Raw genomic sequence first — 16,085 nt, 5'->3', positions numbered from 1 at the left:
GCAGATAAAGCCTCAGGCACAAAAAAACGCCCCGAGGGGCGTTTTTTCGTTATCGGGCGGTTCAGGCGTAGTGCTTGGCCGCCGGGCTGCTTTCCACCAGGTCCAGCGCCACATCGTTGTCGGCACTGATCTTCTGGTACAGGGCAGCATCGGTTGCCAGTGTCTTCTCGCGCGCCGGGAAGATTTCCTTGAGCTTGGCAGCCCAGGCACCTTTGGCCTGCTCGGGGAAGCAGCGTTCGATCAGTTCCAGCATGATCGACACGGTCACCGAAGCGCCTGGCGAAGCGCCGAGCAGTGCGGCCAGGCTGCCGTCCTGGGCCGAGACCAGCTCGGTACCAAACTGCAGCACACCGCCTTTTTTCGGGTCTTTCTTGATGATCTGCACGCGCTGACCAGCCACTTCCAGGCGCCAGTCTTCGGCCTTGGCCTGCGGATAGAAGCGACGCAGGGCTTCCAGACGCTGCTCCATGGACTGCATCACTTCGCTGACCAGGTACTTGGTCAGGTCCATGTTGTCACGGGCCACGGCCAGCATCGGGCCGATGTTGCCCATGCGCACCGACAGCGGCAGGTCCATCAGCGAACCGTGCTTGAGGAACTTGGTGGTGAAGCCGGCGTACGGGCCGAACAGCAGCGAAGTCTTGCCGTCCACAACGCGGGTATCCAGGTGCGGTACCGACATCGGCGGGGCGCCCACGGCGGCCTGGCTGTAGACCTTGGCCTGGTGCTGCTTGACGATTTCCGGGTTGTCGCAACGCAGCCACTGGCCGCTGACCGGGAAGCCGCCAAAGCCTTTGCTTTCCGGGATGCCGGACGCTTGCAGCAGCGGCAGGGCCGCGCCGCCGGCGCCGAGGAAGACAAAGCGGGCGTCGACCTCGCGGCTGCCGCCGCTGTTGACGTCCTTGATGCTCACGGTCCAGCCGTTGCCGTTACGGCGCAGGCCGACGACCTTCTTGCTGTATTTCACCTGCGCGTCCGGCGAGTCGCCCAGCAGCTTGAGCAGCTTGTTGGTCAGGGCGCCGAAGTTGACGTCGGTGCCTTTGGCTACACGGGTAGCTGCAATGTGCTGGTCGGCCGGGCGGCCTGGCATCATCAACGGCATCCAGTCGCTCATCACCGCCTTGTCTTCGGTGTATTCCATGTCAGCGAAGGCATGGTGCTGCTTGAGCAGCTCGAAGCGCTTCTTGAGGAAGGAAACACCCTTGTCACCCTCGACGTAGCTCAGGTGCGGGACAGGGTTGATGAACGCACGCGCCGAGCCGAAGTTGCCCTTCTTGCTCAGGTAGGCCCAGAACTGGCGCGACACCTCGAACTGGGCGTTGATGTGCACGGCCTTCTTGATGTCGATGCTGCCATCGGCGGCCTGGGGCGTGTAGTTAAGCTCGCACAGACCAGCGTGGCCGGTACCTGCGTTGTTCCAGGGGTTGGAGCTTTCCGCGGCTCCGGAGTCCATCGCCTCGACGACCTCAAGCTTCAGGGTCGGGTCAAGCTCCTTCAGCAGTACGGCCAGGGTGGCACTCATGATGCCCGCGCCTACCAGTACTACATCAACCGATTCGTTCTGCGCCATTTAACGCGTCTCCACAATCTACAGCTACCTAATTGACAGCATAGGACCTGGGGTAGCCAGGGTCGCCATGTCCGACTTTTCGCAGTTCTTGCAACTTCCGCGGACACCGCCAATCAGTCTTCGGGTTCAGCTATTGAACGCCGTTTGCCACGGGTGCGGCAATTCGACTTATGGTCAAGGTGTCGTGCGTGCGTTATGGAACGGTTCAGACACTCATACGGGATGAGCGCATTTGCCGCCTGTTCAGGGCTGTTCGGGACACATCTGCCGCTTTTGCACATGCCAGACTGTTCATTTGCTCGCCACACTCTTGTGAAGTTGTGAAAACCGTTTTTTCACGCTCTTTTGGAGACGTGAACCTCAAAAGGGGACTGCGCGATGGCAACCCGCAGGTTCATGCAGTGTGAAGGGCCGGAAAAGCAGGCACGACAGCCGATGCAAGACCTGAGTGGAAGGCTCTCTGTGGGCGAAGCGGTGAAGTTGCCGGGGTCAATCGGCGAGTGCGGGGCCCGATCAGGAGACGTCCTTATAATCGGGGGGAGATTATAGCGATGTCGCGGGCAGAAATGTCGCCATTCGTGGTTTTTATTGCAGCGTTTGTCAGGCCGCGAGGATGCGCTGGTGCCAGCGGCGGCTTGCGCGGGCGCAAACCCGGGCGTCGGCGGGCAGCTCGCGGCCCAGCCAGGCCAGCTGGATTTCACCGACCTGGACCCAGCCGCTGCCGCTTGGCACCTGGCTGCATTGCTTGAAAGCCAGGCATTTGCCTTGGCCATCGAGGCGGGCGTAGGTGTTGTGGCGCGGGCGTTGGAAAAGCAGAGTCCAGAGCGAGGCCATGGCGGCGAGTCCTTTGCGTGAGGGCTTGGCGCAAGGATAAGGGCGGGGCCATGAAACGATTGTGACAAGCGGGTCGGGCCGATGACTGGTCTGTGCCTGGCTAGGTATACTGTGGGCCTTTGCCGCATTTTCTGGAGAAACGCGCATGTTGCAACGTCTGTTGTTCGGTTTGATTGCCGTGGCCAGCCTCAGCCTGGTCGGTTGTGCCCACAGCCCGCAACAACTCAACCCGCAACCCACGCTCAAGGCCCAGCTCGCCCCTGTGGGTCACGGCCAGCCGGTCGTGGTGCGGGTGGTTGACGGCCGGCCTTCGCAATCCTTGGGCACCCGTGGTGGCATGTACCCTGAGACCAGCACCATCAGCGTCAGCGGTAACGACGTGGTACCCAAGCTGCAGGCCCAGGCCGAAGCTGCCGTGCGCCTGCTCGGCTTCACCCCGACGCCGAATGCCTCTGGCGCCCCCCAGCTGACCGTGACCCTGGCCGAGCTGAAATATCAGTCGCCCAAAGACAACCTGTACGTGACCGAGGCTACCATCGGCGCCACCTTCCGCGCCGACGTGCGCAATGGCGGGCGCAGCTACAGCGGCCGCTACGGCGCTTCGCTGGACCAGCGTTTCGGCATGGCGCCGAACCAGGACACCAATACCCAGCTGGTGGGTGATGTCCTGAGCGATGCCCTGACCCGCCTGTTCAAAGACCCGACCATCGGGCAGGTGCTGGGCCAGTAAGCGTTTGGCTGGATGAAAAAACCCGCTCCCTGTGCCAGGTAGCGGGTTTTTTGTTGCCTGTGCTGGCCTCTTCGCGGGTAAACCCGCTCCCACAGGTACAGCGCAGGCCTCGGATTCGGTGCGGTCCCTGTGGGAGCGGGTTCACCCGCGAAGAGGCCGGTTCAGGCTCACGCTGCTTCCACGTAGAAATCCAGCAAGCTGAAGCCCGTCCCGGCATCCACCTCTGGCAAATCTTCATGTACATGCCCGCCCAGCGTACAGTAGACCAGCCACTGGCGGTCCTGCACATTGATGGCAAAACCATCGATCAACGCCTGTTGTTCATCGCTCTGGGCCACGAGGTAGAGGCGGTCCTGGTTTTCGGCGTGCAGCATGAACAAGCTCCGGATGATGAGAGGCCGACAGGGTGGCCTGTTCAGATGACGAGTGAATGACAGATGAAATTTAATGACACTTTGTCGCCCATGCCGGGCGCCGAACAGCCACTTGGGTAGAATGCGTGCCTTTGCCGCTGCTCACACCGAGGTTGCGTGATGTCCTTGCAAGTGCTCTGGGGGTTCCTGGCCGCCCATCCCACCAAGTTGATCAACCTGCTGGCGCTGCTGCTGACCTGCCCGGGCGGGTTGCTGCTGCACAGCGCACGGCGGCGCGAGGCCGAGACCCGCGAATACATGGCGGTGGAGGAGGGGGTGGTGGACGCGTTCGACCTGCGGGTGCCACGCTACTTCTACATTCTTGGTTTTTCGTGCCTGGCGATGGCGTTGCTGTTGTCCTGGTTCAGTACCTGGGTCTGAGAACCATTGGGGCCGCGTTGCGGCCCATCGCGACACAAGGCCGCTCCCGCAGGGAATTGCGTACTCCTTGTGGTAGCGGCCTTGTGTCGCGATTGGGCTGCAGTGCAGCCCCCGGGACCGATCAGGCTACAGGTGCCTGCTGCCTGACCTGATACTGGTTACGCACTGGCGTCGCATACTGCAGCACCAGATAAGGTCGCTGCTCTTCAGGGCAGGCATCCAGCCGGCGCTGCCATTCTTCCTTGGCCTTGGCCAGCTCGTCCGCCGGGAACACCTTTTCGGCACTCGGCACCTGCAGCGCCTCATCCTTGCTGTCCCACATCGCATACGCCAGGTAATGCACCGGGAACAGGCGGTAGCTGCCAAGGATCTGCCGGTCGATTTCGGCTGCCAGCTGCTTGGTGTCCTCGTAGTACGCGGTCACCGGCGGGGTGAACGTGATGTGCACCCGGCCCTTGTAGCCGGTAATGCCCTTGGCGATGCTGTTGTCATCCTCGCCGGGTGCCTTCTTGTAGGTACCGGTGGTGGCGCGGATGTATAGCTCGCGGGCTTTGGCCTGGTCGCACGGGTCGTATTCGTAGCTGATCGACACCGGCGTCAGGTTCAGGCTCTGGATCACCGCACCGAACGGCTCGTCCTTGCGGCTCATGTGGAACATTTTGAGGATCGCCGAATCGGTGCGGTCGTCACCGTCCTTGGCGCGGCCTTCGGCCTGGGCGATCCAGATCGACGTGGCGTCGTTGCGGATCGAGTGGCTGATGTAGGCCGAGAGCAACTGATAGGCTGCCAGCTTCTCGCGGCGCCCGCTGATCGAACGGTGCACGATGAAGCTTTTGTTCAGGCGCATCATGTCGCTGACAAATGGCTTTTGCAGCAGGTTGTCACCAATGGCAATGCGAGGGGTGGGCAAGCCTGCGTGGTACACCGCGTAGTTGACGAAGGCCGGGTCCATGACGATGTCACGGTGGTTGGCCAGGAACAGGTAGGCGGTGCCAGCCTTGAGCTGTTCCACGCCGGAATAGGTAACGCCGTCGGTGGCGCGGTCGATGGTCTGGTCGACGTAGTATTCGACTTTGTCCTGCAGGGTCGAAACGCAGGTGACGCCAGCGAATTCCTTGCGCAGGCGACGGGCAATCAGCGGCTTGAGCAACCAGCCGAGAGCACCGGCCGCACGCGGGAAGCGGAAGTGGGTGAGGATATCGAGGAATGCCGGGTCGCTGAGCAGGCGTGCCAGAACGGCAGGGACCTCAGCGTCGTCGTACGGTCGGATGGCATCGAATTCGCCCATCATGCTCTCTTGTTGGAAACGGCTAGGGTAATAAGGTAAGGGCGGGCTCCGAAAAACGGCTCGGACACACACAGGCCCTGTAAACAGACCGGCAATTATACGCATAAGTCACCCCGGAGGCCGCGATGCTGGAAACTGCGAACTACGAATGCCCTTATTGTGGCGAAGAAGTCGAAACCACGGTCGACCTGTCCGGTGGCGATCAGGAGTACATCGAGGACTGCCAGGTGTGCTGCAAGCCTGTCCGCTTCGTGCTGCAGGTTCATGGCGAGGAGTGGATGCTGGACGTCTTCGGTGAGAACGACTGATGCGGCGTATCTACGAACCTGAAAACCTGCTCGAAGCCGAAATGCTGGTCGGTATGCTGGCCAGTGAAGGCATCAACGTGCAGCTGGTGGGCCGTGACTTGATGGGGGGTGTGGGGGAGCTGCCCCTGCAAGGCCTGCTCGGGCTTGCGGTGGCGGATGAGCAGGCCGAGTACGCACGGCAGCTGATCGATGCGTACAATGATGCCCAGCCACTGGTTGGCGACGAACCGGAGAGCTTCCCCGGTACCTTGATCTGCTAGGTTCTGAATTCGCCCATGTGTGGACGTTACGCCCTGTTTCGCTGGCCCCAGGCGCTTGCAAGCCTGCCTGGTTTCCCTGAAGGCCAGCCGGCCCAATGGAACATTTCGCCGGGGGCTTCGGTGTTGATCCAGCGCCAGCTCGACGGCCAGCAGCAGCTGGCCAAGGCGCGCTGGGGGCTTACTCCGGCCTGGCTCACAGACCTCTCCCGCACCCCCGCGCATGCCCGCGCCGAAACCCTGGTCGAGCAGCCAATGTTTCGCGATGCATTTCGCCAGCGTCGCTGCCTGATGCCGGCCAATGGCTTTTACGAGTGGCGTGGCAACGTGCGTAAACGCCCGTACTGGTTGACCCCGGGGGAGGGCTCGTCGCTGTATTTTGCAGCAGTGTGGGAGGCCTACCCGGTGCAGGACCAGGTGTGGCTGAGCTGCGCGGTGGTGACGCAGGCAGCCATGAGCCAGCGTCGGCCGCTGATACTCGACGAGGCGGGGCAGGCGGCGTGGCTTGACCCGGATACGCCGATCACCCGCCTGCACGAGTTGCTGGCCAGCCCGCCTGCAACATTGCGAGAGCGGGCCTTGGCCAATTTCGTCAATGACCCGAAGCTGGATGCGCCGGAGTGCCTCACGCCGGCCTGATGCTCTGGCGGCACGGGCCCTTTCGCGGGCACGCCCGCTCCCACAGGGTGTTCGGTACGCCTGGGGAAAATGAAATACCTGTGGGAGCGGGCATGCCCGCGAAGAGGCCGGTGCAGGCAAATAAAATCTTCCCTACGGCTATAGCGGGCACTGGCGACTCGGCCTAGGATACGGCGCATGTAAAAAGGGAGTGTTTTCATGCGTAAGTCTTTTGTCGTCAGCCTGTTGAGTGCTGGCATCCTGCTGGCTGGTTGCCAGGCGGTGAACACCACCAGCGGCGGCGCTGTCGGCGTGCAGCGCCAGCAGTACATGTTCAGCATGCTCTCGACCGATGAGGTCAACCAGATGTACGCCCAGTCGTACCAGCAGACCCTGGGTGAGGCATCGAGCAAAGGTGTGCTCGACAAATCCAGTGCCGATGCCAAGCGCGTACAGGTCATCGCCAACCGCCTGATCGCCCAGGCGCCCAAGTTCCGCCCGGATGCCGCGCAGTGGAACTGGGAAGTCAACGTGATCAAGAGCGACGAACTGAACGCCAACTGCGGCCCGGGCGGCAAGATCATTGTCTACACCGGGCTGATCGATCAGCTCAAGCTCACCGATGCGGAAATCGCCGCGGTGGTGGGGCACGAGATTGCCCACGCCCTGCGTGAGCACAGCCGCGAGGCCATGTCCAAGGCGTACGGCGTGGAAATGGCCCGTCAGGGGGCCGGCGCCATCTTCGGCCTCGGCCAAGGCAGCATGGCCATGGCCGACACCGTGGTGAACTACGCCATGACCCTGCCCAACAGCCGGGCCAACGAGAACGAGGCCGACCTGATTGGCCTGGAGCTGTCGGCGCGTGCCGGTTACGACCCGAATGCCGCGATCACCTTGTGGAACAAGATGAGCAAGGCTTCCGAAGGTGCACCGCCTGAGTTCATGAGCACTCACCCGGCGTCCGAAAGCCGCATTGCTTCGCTGCAGGCGGCGATTCCGAAGGTGATGCCGCTGTATCAGGCTGCAAAGCAGTAAGACCGCAAGGGGGCTGCTTTGCAGCCCAATCGCCGGCAAGCCAGCTCCCACATATACTGCGCATGGCTTGAGGCCGGTGCGGTCGGCGTGGGAGCTGGCTTGCCGGCGATTGGGGCGCAGAGCGGCCCCTTCTGCAATCAGCCTACCCAACCACTGGCTTTCATCGCCGTATAGACCGCCACGATGGCCAGCACGAAGAACGCCGTGGCCGCCAGGCGACGGATCAGGGTCAATGGCAGCTTGTCTGCCGCGAAGTTACCCGCCAGAACCACCGGCACGTTGGCGATCAGCATGCCCAGGGTGGTACCGATGATCACCATGATCAGGTGCGGATACTGCGCCGCCAGCATGACGGTGGCGACTTGGGTCTTGTCACCGATTTCTGCCAGGAAGAACGCGATCAGCGTAGTCAGGAACGGCCCGAAACGGCGCGCCGGGTTCTCGTCGTCATCCATCTTGTCGGGCACCAGGGTCCACAGCGCAGTGGCGGTGAAGCTCGCGGCGAGGATCCAGTGCAATGCCGAGTTGCTGAAGAAGCTGCCGAACCAGGCACCCACGGCGCCAGCGGCGGCATGGTTGGCCAAGGTGGCTGCGATGATGCCGGCAATGATCGGCCACGGCTTGCGGAAGCGGGCAGCGAGAATGAGCGCGAGCAGTTGCGTCTTGTCGCCGATTTCGGCGAGGGCAACGATGGCGGTGGGGACCAACAGAGATTCCAGCATCAGGTTTCCTACGGGGGCGGGTCGACACGGCTATGACACGTACATCCTCCCCGCCCCGGGTAAGGTGTGCGTGTCATAGGTCTTGTCAAACCCTGGATCCGTCTCTGCGGATCTCTCCATGCAGGCTGGCATGGTGGGTCGCACGCGCCATGGTCTGTTGACCAAGTATGTTGACGCGTACCGGGCGAGCAGGGTGCTCGCGGGAGACTACTCCCCTAGGACGGTGCGGATTCTGCCTAGGCAAAACGCTTTCGGCAAGCGCTGTTTTTATCCGCGTGTTGCCTGATAGATCCGGAAACCGTCAGCGTCGGCGCGCACCTGGCATTTGCCCAGGGCCCCTTCGATCAGCGGCTGGTAGCGTAGGAAGCTATTGGCAACAAGGCGCATTTCGCCGCCTTTTCGCAGATGAACGGCCGATTTTTTCAGCAGGTTTTCCGAAGCCTGGTAGTTGGTGTGTACCCCGGTGTGGAATGGAGGGTTACTCAGGATCAGGCTGAGATCGGTCGGTGCCGCGTCGATACCATCCCCGCTGATCACCTCGCCTTCCAGGCCGTTGGCCGCCAGCGTCAGGCGGCTGGCCGCCACGGCGAAGGCATCCACATCAAGCAGGGTTACCCGGCTTTGCGGATAGCGGCGCTTGACCGTTGCGCCCAGTACCCCCGCGCCACAGCCGAAGTCCAGCACATGCCCGCTGGGCAGGCCGTCGAGGTGCTTGAGCAGCAGGGCGGTACCGCGGTCGAGGCGCCCGTGGCTGAATACGCCAGGCAGGCTGACCACTTGCAACGGGCCGTCTTCCAGGGCCAGTTCGAAGCGTTCGGCCAGGCTTTCCAGCGGCTTGGCCTCGGGCGCCTGCTCGATGGTCACTTGCCACAGCTGGCAGTGCCGGGCGCTGTCCAGCTTGCGCGGTTTGCCAAAGGCCTGCAGCTGTTTGGCCGCGCCTTCGATGCCGCCGCGCTTTTCGCCGACCAGGTACAGCTCACGGCCGGCCAGGCGCGACGCCAGGGCATTGAGCAGGTAGGCGGCCAGTTCGCGGGACTTGGGCAGGAACAGCACGGCGCTGTCGAAGGGCACTTCAGGCGGTTCGACACCATGGTGACTGCGGCCGGCAAAACGGCTGTCGAGCAGGGCCTGATCGCCTGCGTGCCATGTCCAGGCCTGGGCCTGTGGCAATTGGCCGAGCAGGCCATCGGCGGGGGCGCCGGCAATCAGCAGCGGCCCCTGGAACAGCTCTGCCTGGCGGAGCAATACTTCACTGCGCGGGTCCATGGACGACGCCTCCTGGAAAAAAGTGGCGCAGTGTAGCAGAGGCGGGCGCCCCGCTCAGCTGACCACGCGGCGCGGTTGGCCGGCGAAGAAGGCCTGGGCGTTCTCGCTGAGCTGGCCGACGATGCGTTGGCGTGATTCCACTGCCCCCCAGGCGCTGTGCGGGGTGATGATCAGGCGTGGGATGCCGGGTTCGAGCAACGGGTTGCCGTTGACCGGCGGCTCCACGCTGAGCACGTCGGTGGCCGCGCCGCCCAGGTGACCATTGCGCAGGGCATCGGCCAGCGCCTGCTCGTCGATCAGGCCGCCACGGGCGGTGTTGACCACCAGCGCACCGGGCTTGAGCAGGGCCAGTTCGCGGGCACCGAGCATGTGCCGGGTGTACTCGTTCAGCGGGCAGTGCAAAGTCAGGGCGTCGACTTGTGGCAGCAGCTCGTCCAGCGGCAGGCGGTCGGCGCGTTCCGGGCGGCCGGGAATCTGCCCGCTCAGTACGCGCATGCCGAAGGCTTCGGCCAGCCGCGCCACCGCGCCGCCCAGTTCGCCGTGGCCGAGCAGGCCGAGGGTTTTGCCTTCGAGCTCGACGATGGGAAAGTCCAGCAGGCAGAACTGGCTGGCCTTGGCCCACTGGCCGTCCGCCACCGCCTGGTTGTAGTCGCACAGGCGGGTGGCCAGGGCCAACAGCAGGGCGAGGGTGTGCTGCGCGACGGACGGCGTGCCGTAGCCCTGGCAGTTGCAGACCGTGATGCCCTGCGCGCGCGCTGCTGCCAGGTCGACATTGTTGGTGCCGGTGGCGGCCACCAGGATCAGCTTGAGCTGTGGGTTGGCGGCCAGGGTCGCGGCGTCGAGCATGACCTTGTTGCTGACCACCGCCACGGCGCCCTGCAGTCGCTCTGCGACCTGGTCCGGACGGGTAGCGGCGAACAGCTCGAACTCATCGAACTGGCTTCGTAGCGGGGAAAGGTCGAGGTCACCGAGGTCCAGGGACTGGTGATCGAGAAACACGGCGCGACGCGGGCTGGGCATCAGTAAGGCTCCGTTGGCAGGGCAGGGATGATCCATCACCCGGACAATGCCACTCATACCTCGCGCAGCCAAATCATTCCTTCGGCTGATTTAGCCGTCACATTCGCGAACTACAGTGGTTACCAGATTTGTCCGGCCCGCTTTTCAGAAAAGGGATAACCATGCTGCAGACCCGCATCATCAAGCCCGCCGAGGGCGCCTACGACTACCCGCTGCTGATCAAACGCCTTCTGATGTCCGGCAGCCGCTATGAAAAGACCCGGGAAATCGTCTACCGCGACCAGTTGCGCCTGACGTACCCACAGCTCAACGAGCGCATCGCGCGCCTGGCCAACGTGCTGACCGAGGCCGGGGTAAAGGCCGGTGACACGGTGGCGGTCATGGACTGGGACAGCCACCGCTACCTGGAGTGCATGTTCGCCATCCCGATGATCGGCGCCGTTGTGCACACCATCAACGTGCGCCTGTCGCCCGATCAGATCCTCTACACCATGAACCACGCCGAAGACCGCGTGGTGCTGGTCAACAGCGATTTCGTCGGCCTCTACCAGGCCATTGCCGGGCAGCTGACCACCGTTGACAAGACCCTGCTGCTGACCGATGGCCCGGACAAAACGGCCGAGCTGCCTGGCCTGGTGGGCGAGTACGAGCAGCTGCTGGCAGCCGCCAGCCCACGCTACGACTTCCCGGACTTCGACGAAAACTCGGTGGCCACCACCTTCTACACCACCGGCACCACCGGCAACCCCAAGGGCGTGTACTTCACCCATCGGCAACTGGTACTGCACACCTTGGCCGAAGCTTCGGTCACCGGCAGCATCGACAGCGTGCGCCTGCTGGGCAGCAACGACGTGTACATGCCCATCACCCCGATGTTCCATGTGCATGCCTGGGGCATTCCCTACGCCGCCACCATGCTGGGCATGAAGCAGGTGTACCCGGGGCGCTACGAGCCGGACATGCTGGTCAAGCTGTGGCGCGAAGAAAAGGTCACGTTCTCCCATTGCGTGCCGACCATCCTGCAGATGCTGCTCAACTGCCCGAACGCGCAAGGGCAGGACTTCGGCGGCTGGAAGATCATCATCGGCGGCAGCTCGCTCAACCGTTCGCTGTACCAGGCTGCCCTGGCACGTGGCATCCAGCTGACCGCCGCGTATGGCATGTCCGAAACCTGCCCGCTGATCTCCGCTGCGCACCTGAACGACGAGCTGCAGGCCGGCAGCGAGGATGAGCGCGTCACCTACCGCATCAAGGCCGGCGTCCCGGTGCCACTGGTCGAGGCGGCCATTGTCGATGGCGACGGCAACTTCCTGCCGGCCGACGGTGAAACCCAGGGCGAGCTGGTGCTGCGTGCGCCGTGGCTGACCATGGGCTACTTCAAGGAACCGGAAAAGAGCGAGGAACTGTGGCAGGGGGGCTGGTTGCACACCGGCGATGTTGCAACCCTCGACGGCATGGGCTACATCGACATCCGTGACCGCATCAAGGATGTGATCAAGACCGGTGGCGAGTGGGTGTCTTCGCTCGACCTGGAAGACCTGATCAGCCGTCACCCGGCCGTGCGCGAAGTGGCGGTGGTGGGGGTAGCCGACCCGCAATGGGGCGAGCGCCCGTTTGCCCTGCTGGTGGTGCGCGAAGGCCAGGCCATCGATGCCAAGGCGCTCAAGGACCATCTCAAGCCATTTGTCGAGCAAGGGCACATCAACAAGTGGGCGATTCCTAGCCAGATCGCCGTTGTTACTGAAATTCCCAAGACCAGTGTCGGCAAGCTCGACAAGAAACGCATCCGCCAGGACATCGTCCAGTGGCAGGCCAGCAACAGCGCGTTCCTTTCCACGCTGTGACCGCCGTGCGGGTCGCCAACGTCAGAACGCGACCCGCACGCTAGAGGCCCCGGCGCCTTGCCAAATGGCAGAAATGCGCCATCCTTGAGCTCTGCCAGCCCGCAACCGGGACAACACTGCAGCGAGTTGGCGGCATGGAGCGCAAATCACACTTTAGAGGGATCAAGCGCCTGTGCCTTGCTGGCTATAGTCGGGGCCAGGGGATTTTCAGGAATGGGGGAGGGCGATACGCGCAAGCCGTATCGCCGCAGGTGCAAACCTGCAAACCGGTCGCTCGGGCCGTTCTTGAAAGGACTCACTGCCATAACAATAAAGTACATGGAGTAGCGTCGATGAAATCTGCAAACCTGTTCTGGCGCCGGGCCAAGTTGCCCCTGGCCGTCAGCCTTGCTTCCACGCTCGCAAGTCCTGCTTTCGCTGTCAGTTTCAACATTGGTGAAATCGAAGGGCAGTTCGACTCGTCGCTCTCCATCGGCGCCAGCTGGTCGACAGCCAACCCCAACAAGAACCTGATCGGGGTGAACAACGGCGGCAAGGGCCTGTCGCAGACATCCGACGACGGCCACCTGAACTTCAAGAAGGGCGAAACGTTCTCCAAGATCTTCAAGGGCATCCATGACCTGGAACTCAAATACGGCGATACCGGCGTGTTTGTGCGCGGCAAGTACTGGTACGACTTCGAGCTGAAGGACGAAGGCCGCGAGTTCAAGGACATCAGCGACTCCGGCCGCAAGGAGGGCGCCAAGTCGTCCGGCGCGCAGTTGCTCGACGCCTTTGTCTACCACAACTATTCCATCGGCGATCAGCCAGGCTCGGTACGCCTGGGCAAGCAGGTGGTGAGCTGGGGTGAGAGTACCTTCATCGGCGGCGGCATCAACTCGATCAACCCCATCGACGTGTCGGCGTTCCGCCGCCCAGGGGCCGAGATCAAGGAAGGCCTGATCCCGGTCAACATGTTCTATATCTCGCAAAGCCTCACCGACAACCTGTCGGCCGAAGCCTTCTACCAGATCGAGTGGGACCAGACGGTTGTTGATAACTGCGGTACGTTCTTCTCGCAGCCGGACATCATTGCCGACGGCTGTACCGACAACCTGCGCGTGCTCAACAGCAGCCGCACGGTGCCCGGCGCGGCCCAGCAGTTCCTCGCCTCCCGGGGCGTGAACATCAATGAGGAAGGGGTGATGGTGCGCCGCGGCGCCGACCGTGATGCCCGCGACAGCGGCCAGTTCGGCGTGGCACTGCGCTATATGTTCGACCCGCTGGACACCGAGTTCGGCGCCTACTTCATGAACTACCACAGCCGCGCACCGATTTTCAGCGCCACCGGCGCCCCACCATCGGTGTTCGCCGGCCTGAGCGCGCTGCCTGCCCAGTTGCGGGCGCTGGCACCGCTGATTGTGGCGGGTAACTCCGAGTACTTCGTCGAATACCCGGAGGACATTCGCCTGTACGGCCTGAGTTTCTCCACTACGCTGCCCACGGGTACGGCCTGGAGCGGTGAAGTCAGCTATCGCCCCAATGCCCCCGTGCAGCTGAATACGACCGATATCCTGTTCGCGGGCGTGCGTCCGATTGGTGGCGCGCTCACCAACGCTTCGCTGCTCTCGGGTACACCCGGCCAAGACCTGCACGGCTACCGTCGCAAGGAAATCACACAGTTCCAGACCACCCTGACGCACTTCTTCGACCAGGTAATGGGCGCCAGCCGCATGACCGTGGTGGGCGAAGTTGGGGTAACCCACGTTGGCGGCCTGGAAAACGCCCGCGAGACCCGCTATGGCCGTGACCCGGTCTTCGGGCCTGGCCCGCTGCCTGCCACTGGCGGTGCGGACACCTGCCAGGCACTCAATGCCAGCACCATCGCCGGCGCAGGTGCCGGGGCATCCACCACCAACCTGAATCGCAAATGCGAAAACGACGGCTACACCACCAGCACCTCCTGGGGTTACCGCGCGCGGGTCATCTGGGACTACAACGATGTCTTTGCCGGCGTAAACCTCAAGCCCAGCGTGGCCTGGTCGCATGACGTTTCTGGCTACTCGCCCGGCCCTGGTGCCAACTTCGAGGAAGGCCGCAAGGCAGTCAGCCTGGGCCTGGACGCCGAGTACCAGAACACCTACACGGCGAGCCTGTCGTACACCAACTTCTTCGATGGCAAGTACAGCACCGTGGATGACCGTGACTTCGTCGCGCTCAGCTTCGGCGTGAACTTCTAAGCATACAGATCCAGGACGACACGACATGAACAAGACCAGAAGTCTGCTGCAAGCCGGTGTACTGGGCCTGTCCCTGCTGGCGACCAGCGTCATGGCTGCGGTATCCGCCGACGAGGCGGCCAAGTTGGGCAGTACCCTGACCCCGATGGGGGCTGAAAAGGCCGGCAACGCCGATGGCTCGATCGGCCCTTGGGAGCCGCTGTCGAAGAGTGCGGGCAGCGTCGACGGCAAGGGTTTCCTGGCAGACCCGTATGGCAGTGAGAAGCCGCTGTTCACCATCACTGCGCAAAACGCCGAGCAGTACAAGGACAAGCTTTCGCCGGGCCAGATGGCCATGCTCAAACGCTACCCGGACACCTTCAAGATCCCAGTATTCAAAACCCATCGCGGCTCCACGGTACCTGCGGACGTGTTCGCCGCCATCAAGAAAAACGCCACCCAGACCACGCTGACGGAAGGCGGCAACGGTTTGAACAACTTCAACACGGCGGTGCCGTTCCCGATCCCGAAAACCGGCCTGGAAGTGATCTGGAACCACATCACCCGTTACCGGGGGGGCAGTGTCAGCCGCCTGGTGATCCAGGCCACGCCGCAGCAGAACGGCTCTTTCAGCCCGGTTTACTTCTCCGACCAGTTCGTCTTCCGCGACAGGATGAAGGATTACGACCCGAACAACCCAGGCAACATCCTGTTCTACTTCAAGCAGGAAGTAACCGCGCCAGCGCGCCTGGCCGGGACTGTGCTGCTGGTGCACGAAACCCTCGACCAGGTGAAGGAGCCGCGCAAGGCGTGGATCTACAACGCCGGCCAGCGTCGCGTGCGCCAGGCGCCGCAAGTGTCGTACGACGGCCCGGGTACCGCCGCCGACGGCCTGCGTACCTCGGACAACCTGGACATGTTCAACGGTGCGCCAGACCGCTACGACTGGAAGCTCGAAGGCAAGAAGGAGCTGTACATCGCCTCCAACGCCTTCAAGCTGGATGACCCCAAGCTGAAGTACGCCGACATCATCAAGGCCGGGCACATCAACCAGGACCTGTCCCGTTACGAGCTGCGCCGCGTCTGGCACGTGGTCGCAACCCTGAAGCCGGGCCAGCGGCACATCTACGCCAAGCGGGACTTCTACATCGATGAGGACACCTGGCAGGCCGCAGTGATCGACCAGTACGACGGCCGTGGCCAGCTGTGGCGCGTGTCCGAGGCCCATTCCCAGCCGTATTACAACAAAGAGGTGCCTTGGTACACCCTGGAAACCATCTACGACCTGCAGTCGGGTCGTTACCTGGCCCTGGGCATGAAAAACGAAGAGAAGCGCGCCTACGACTTCGGCTTCAGTGCCAGCAAGGCCGACTTCCAGCCTGCGGCGTTGCGCCAGTCGGGTATTCGTTGATCTGAAAACCCTTCACTCCGTGTGATCCCCAGAACGCCCCGGCCTGCCCGGGGCGTTCCTGTTTCTGCTCCGGCGATAATTTCCAGTCAAACACAGGCCCTGTAGGAGCAGCCTTGTGCTGCGAAGAGGCCATTGCAGCCGAAGAGAGTCTTTAGCCTTACCGGCCCCTTCGCAGCACAAGGCTGCTCCT

16 protein-coding genes and 1 riboswitch are annotated in these 16,085 nt (G+C 62.9%); of the genes, 9 read left to right on the top strand and 7 right to left on the bottom strand.

Annotated elements, in window-relative coordinates; genetic code table 11:
* Positions 1-61: 61 nt before the first annotated feature.
* Together mqo and WF331_RS05070 are read right to left on the bottom strand one after the other, a co-directional pair.
* Positions 62-1,570: a malate dehydrogenase (quinone) gene (gene mqo / locus WF331_RS05075; protein ID WP_016501486.1), complete on the bottom strand. Its 1,509-nt coding sequence runs from the start codon at positions 1,568-1,570 to the stop codon at positions 62-64.
* A gap of 600 nt (positions 1,571-2,170) precedes the next feature.
* Positions 2,171-2,404 carry a hypothetical protein gene (locus tag WF331_RS05070; protein WP_016501485.1) on the bottom strand — a complete coding sequence of 78 codons (234 nt, stop codon included), beginning with the start codon at positions 2,402-2,404 and terminating at the stop codon, positions 2,171-2,173.
* Positions 2,405-2,549: 145 nt separating this feature from the next.
* On the opposite strand from WF331_RS05070, the gene WF331_RS05065 reads away from it, so the two are divergent.
* Positions 2,550-3,134, top strand: coding sequence for a YajG family lipoprotein (locus WF331_RS05065; RefSeq protein WP_016484885.1), 585 nt, complete (start codon positions 2,550-2,552; stop codon positions 3,132-3,134).
* Between the two features lie 167 nt (positions 3,135-3,301).
* Here the strand turns inward: WF331_RS05065 and WF331_RS05060 are convergent, their stop codons facing one another.
* Entirely contained in the window at positions 3,302-3,508 is a 207-nt protein-coding gene (locus tag WF331_RS05060; RefSeq protein WP_340622697.1) for a hypothetical protein, read from the bottom strand.
* A 159-nt stretch (positions 3,509-3,667) separates the two neighbouring features.
* Here WF331_RS05060 and WF331_RS05055 point away from each other — a divergent pair, with 159 nt between their 5' ends.
* On the top strand, positions 3,668-3,928 hold the full coding sequence (locus tag WF331_RS05055) for a hypothetical protein (protein ID WP_016484887.1): 261 nt from the start codon (positions 3,668-3,670) through the stop codon (positions 3,926-3,928).
* A 121-nt stretch (positions 3,929-4,049) separates the two neighbouring features.
* Here the strand turns inward: WF331_RS05055 and WF331_RS05050 are convergent, their stop codons facing one another.
* Positions 4,050-5,216: a 1-acyl-sn-glycerol-3-phosphate acyltransferase gene (locus tag WF331_RS05050; protein WP_016501482.1), complete on the bottom strand. Its 1,167-nt coding sequence runs from the start codon at positions 5,214-5,216 to the stop codon at positions 4,050-4,052.
* A gap of 125 nt (positions 5,217-5,341) precedes the next feature.
* Here WF331_RS05050 and WF331_RS05045 point away from each other — a divergent pair, with 125 nt between their 5' ends.
* The 4 genes from WF331_RS05045 (at position 5,342) to WF331_RS05030 (ending at position 7,434) form a co-directional block, all read left to right on the top strand.
* Entirely contained in the window at positions 5,342-5,524 is a 183-nt protein-coding gene (locus WF331_RS05045) for a CPXCG motif-containing cysteine-rich protein (RefSeq protein WP_016501481.1), read from the top strand.
* Positions 5,524-5,784 carry a putative signal transducing protein gene (locus WF331_RS05040; protein WP_016501480.1) on the top strand — a complete coding sequence of 87 codons (261 nt, stop codon included), beginning with the start codon at positions 5,524-5,526 and terminating at the stop codon, positions 5,782-5,784. The genes WF331_RS05045 and WF331_RS05040 overlap by 1 nt, the downstream gene beginning before the upstream one ends.
* 15 nt (positions 5,785-5,799) lie before the next feature.
* On the top strand, positions 5,800-6,420 hold the full coding sequence (locus tag WF331_RS05035; RefSeq protein ID WP_016501479.1) for an SOS response-associated peptidase: 621 nt from the start codon (positions 5,800-5,802) through the stop codon (positions 6,418-6,420).
* A gap of 198 nt (positions 6,421-6,618) precedes the next feature.
* On the top strand, positions 6,619-7,434 hold the full coding sequence (locus WF331_RS05030) for a M48 family metallopeptidase (protein ID WP_016501478.1): 816 nt from the start codon (positions 6,619-6,621) through the stop codon (positions 7,432-7,434).
* 137 nt (positions 7,435-7,571) lie between these two features.
* Here WF331_RS05030 and WF331_RS05025 read toward each other — a convergent pair whose 3' ends face one another.
* The 3 genes from WF331_RS05025 to WF331_RS05015 all read right to left on the bottom strand — a co-directional run bounded on the left by WF331_RS05025 (position 7,572) and on the right by WF331_RS05015 (position 10,442).
* Entirely contained in the window at positions 7,572-8,153 is a 582-nt protein-coding gene (locus WF331_RS05025) for a TMEM165/GDT1 family protein (RefSeq protein WP_241800055.1), read from the bottom strand.
* Between the two features lie 90 nt (positions 8,154-8,243).
* Positions 8,244-8,384: riboswitch (yybP-ykoY riboswitch) on the bottom strand.
* Between the two features lie 39 nt (positions 8,385-8,423).
* Positions 8,424-9,422 (bottom strand): class I SAM-dependent methyltransferase, encoded by a 999-nt coding sequence (locus WF331_RS05020; protein WP_340622696.1) that lies wholly within the window; start codon positions 9,420-9,422, stop codon positions 8,424-8,426.
* Positions 9,423-9,476: 54 nt separating this feature from the next.
* Complete coding sequence (locus WF331_RS05015; protein ID WP_340622695.1) at positions 9,477-10,442, bottom strand: 2-hydroxyacid dehydrogenase; 966 nt, start codon at positions 10,440-10,442, stop codon at positions 9,477-9,479.
* A 161-nt stretch (positions 10,443-10,603) separates the two neighbouring features.
* Here WF331_RS05015 and WF331_RS05010 point away from each other — a divergent pair, with 161 nt between their 5' ends.
* The 3 genes from WF331_RS05010 (at position 10,604) to WF331_RS05000 (ending at position 15,895) form a co-directional block, all read left to right on the top strand.
* Positions 10,604-12,286 (top strand): fatty acid--CoA ligase, encoded by a 1,683-nt coding sequence (locus WF331_RS05010; RefSeq protein ID WP_340622694.1) that lies wholly within the window; start codon positions 10,604-10,606, stop codon positions 12,284-12,286.
* 332 nt (positions 12,287-12,618) lie between these two features.
* Positions 12,619-14,505 carry a DUF1302 domain-containing protein gene (locus tag WF331_RS05005; RefSeq protein WP_016501473.1) on the top strand — a complete coding sequence of 629 codons (1,887 nt, stop codon included), beginning with the start codon at positions 12,619-12,621 and terminating at the stop codon, positions 14,503-14,505.
* A 25-nt stretch (positions 14,506-14,530) separates the two neighbouring features.
* The gene (locus WF331_RS05000; protein ID WP_016501472.1) at positions 14,531-15,895 is read left to right on the top strand and encodes a DUF1329 domain-containing protein; all 1,365 of its coding nucleotides are present in this window, start codon (positions 14,531-14,533) and stop codon (positions 15,893-15,895) included.
* Positions 15,896-16,085 lie beyond the last annotated feature (190 nt).

The sequence above is a fragment of the Pseudomonas sp. YNh genome (assembly GCF_037993085.1).
Lineage (GTDB): Bacteria > Pseudomonadota > Gammaproteobacteria > Pseudomonadales > Pseudomonadaceae > Aquipseudomonas > Aquipseudomonas putida.
Note: the sequence above shows the minus strand (reverse complement) of the source record. Positions and strands in the feature narration are given on the sequence as shown.

Bases quoted from the DNA above. Each gene is read 5' to 3' on its own strand.
- mqo (WP_016501486.1), bottom strand. From the start codon at position 1,570: ATGGCGCAGAACGAATCGGTTGATGTAGTACTGGTAGGCGCGGGCATC.
- WF331_RS05070 (WP_016501485.1), bottom strand. From the start codon at position 2,404: ATGGCCTCGCTCTGGACTCTGCTTTTCCAACGCCCGCGCCACAACACC.
- WF331_RS05065 (WP_016484885.1), top strand. From the start codon at position 2,550: ATGTTGCAACGTCTGTTGTTCGGTTTGATTGCCGTGGCCAGCCTCAGC.
- WF331_RS05060 (WP_340622697.1), bottom strand. From the start codon at position 3,508: ATGCTGCACGCCGAAAACCAGGACCGCCTCTACCTCGTGGCCCAGAGC.
- WF331_RS05055 (WP_016484887.1), top strand. From the start codon at position 3,668: ATGTCCTTGCAAGTGCTCTGGGGGTTCCTGGCCGCCCATCCCACCAAG.
- WF331_RS05050 (WP_016501482.1), bottom strand. From the start codon at position 5,216: ATGGGCGAATTCGATGCCATCCGACCGTACGACGACGCTGAGGTCCCT.
- WF331_RS05045 (WP_016501481.1), top strand. From the start codon at position 5,342: ATGCTGGAAACTGCGAACTACGAATGCCCTTATTGTGGCGAAGAAGTC.
- WF331_RS05040 (WP_016501480.1), top strand. From the start codon at position 5,524: ATGCGGCGTATCTACGAACCTGAAAACCTGCTCGAAGCCGAAATGCTG.
- WF331_RS05035 (WP_016501479.1), top strand. From the start codon at position 5,800: ATGTGTGGACGTTACGCCCTGTTTCGCTGGCCCCAGGCGCTTGCAAGC.
- WF331_RS05030 (WP_016501478.1), top strand. From the start codon at position 6,619: ATGCGTAAGTCTTTTGTCGTCAGCCTGTTGAGTGCTGGCATCCTGCTG.
- WF331_RS05020 (WP_340622696.1), bottom strand. From the start codon at position 9,422: ATGGACCCGCGCAGTGAAGTATTGCTCCGCCAGGCAGAGCTGTTCCAG.
- WF331_RS05015 (WP_340622695.1), bottom strand. From the start codon at position 10,442: ATGCCCAGCCCGCGTCGCGCCGTGTTTCTCGATCACCAGTCCCTGGAC.
- WF331_RS05010 (WP_340622694.1), top strand. From the start codon at position 10,604: ATGCTGCAGACCCGCATCATCAAGCCCGCCGAGGGCGCCTACGACTAC.
- WF331_RS05005 (WP_016501473.1), top strand. From the start codon at position 12,619: ATGAAATCTGCAAACCTGTTCTGGCGCCGGGCCAAGTTGCCCCTGGCC.
- WF331_RS05000 (WP_016501472.1), top strand. From the start codon at position 14,531: ATGAACAAGACCAGAAGTCTGCTGCAAGCCGGTGTACTGGGCCTGTCC.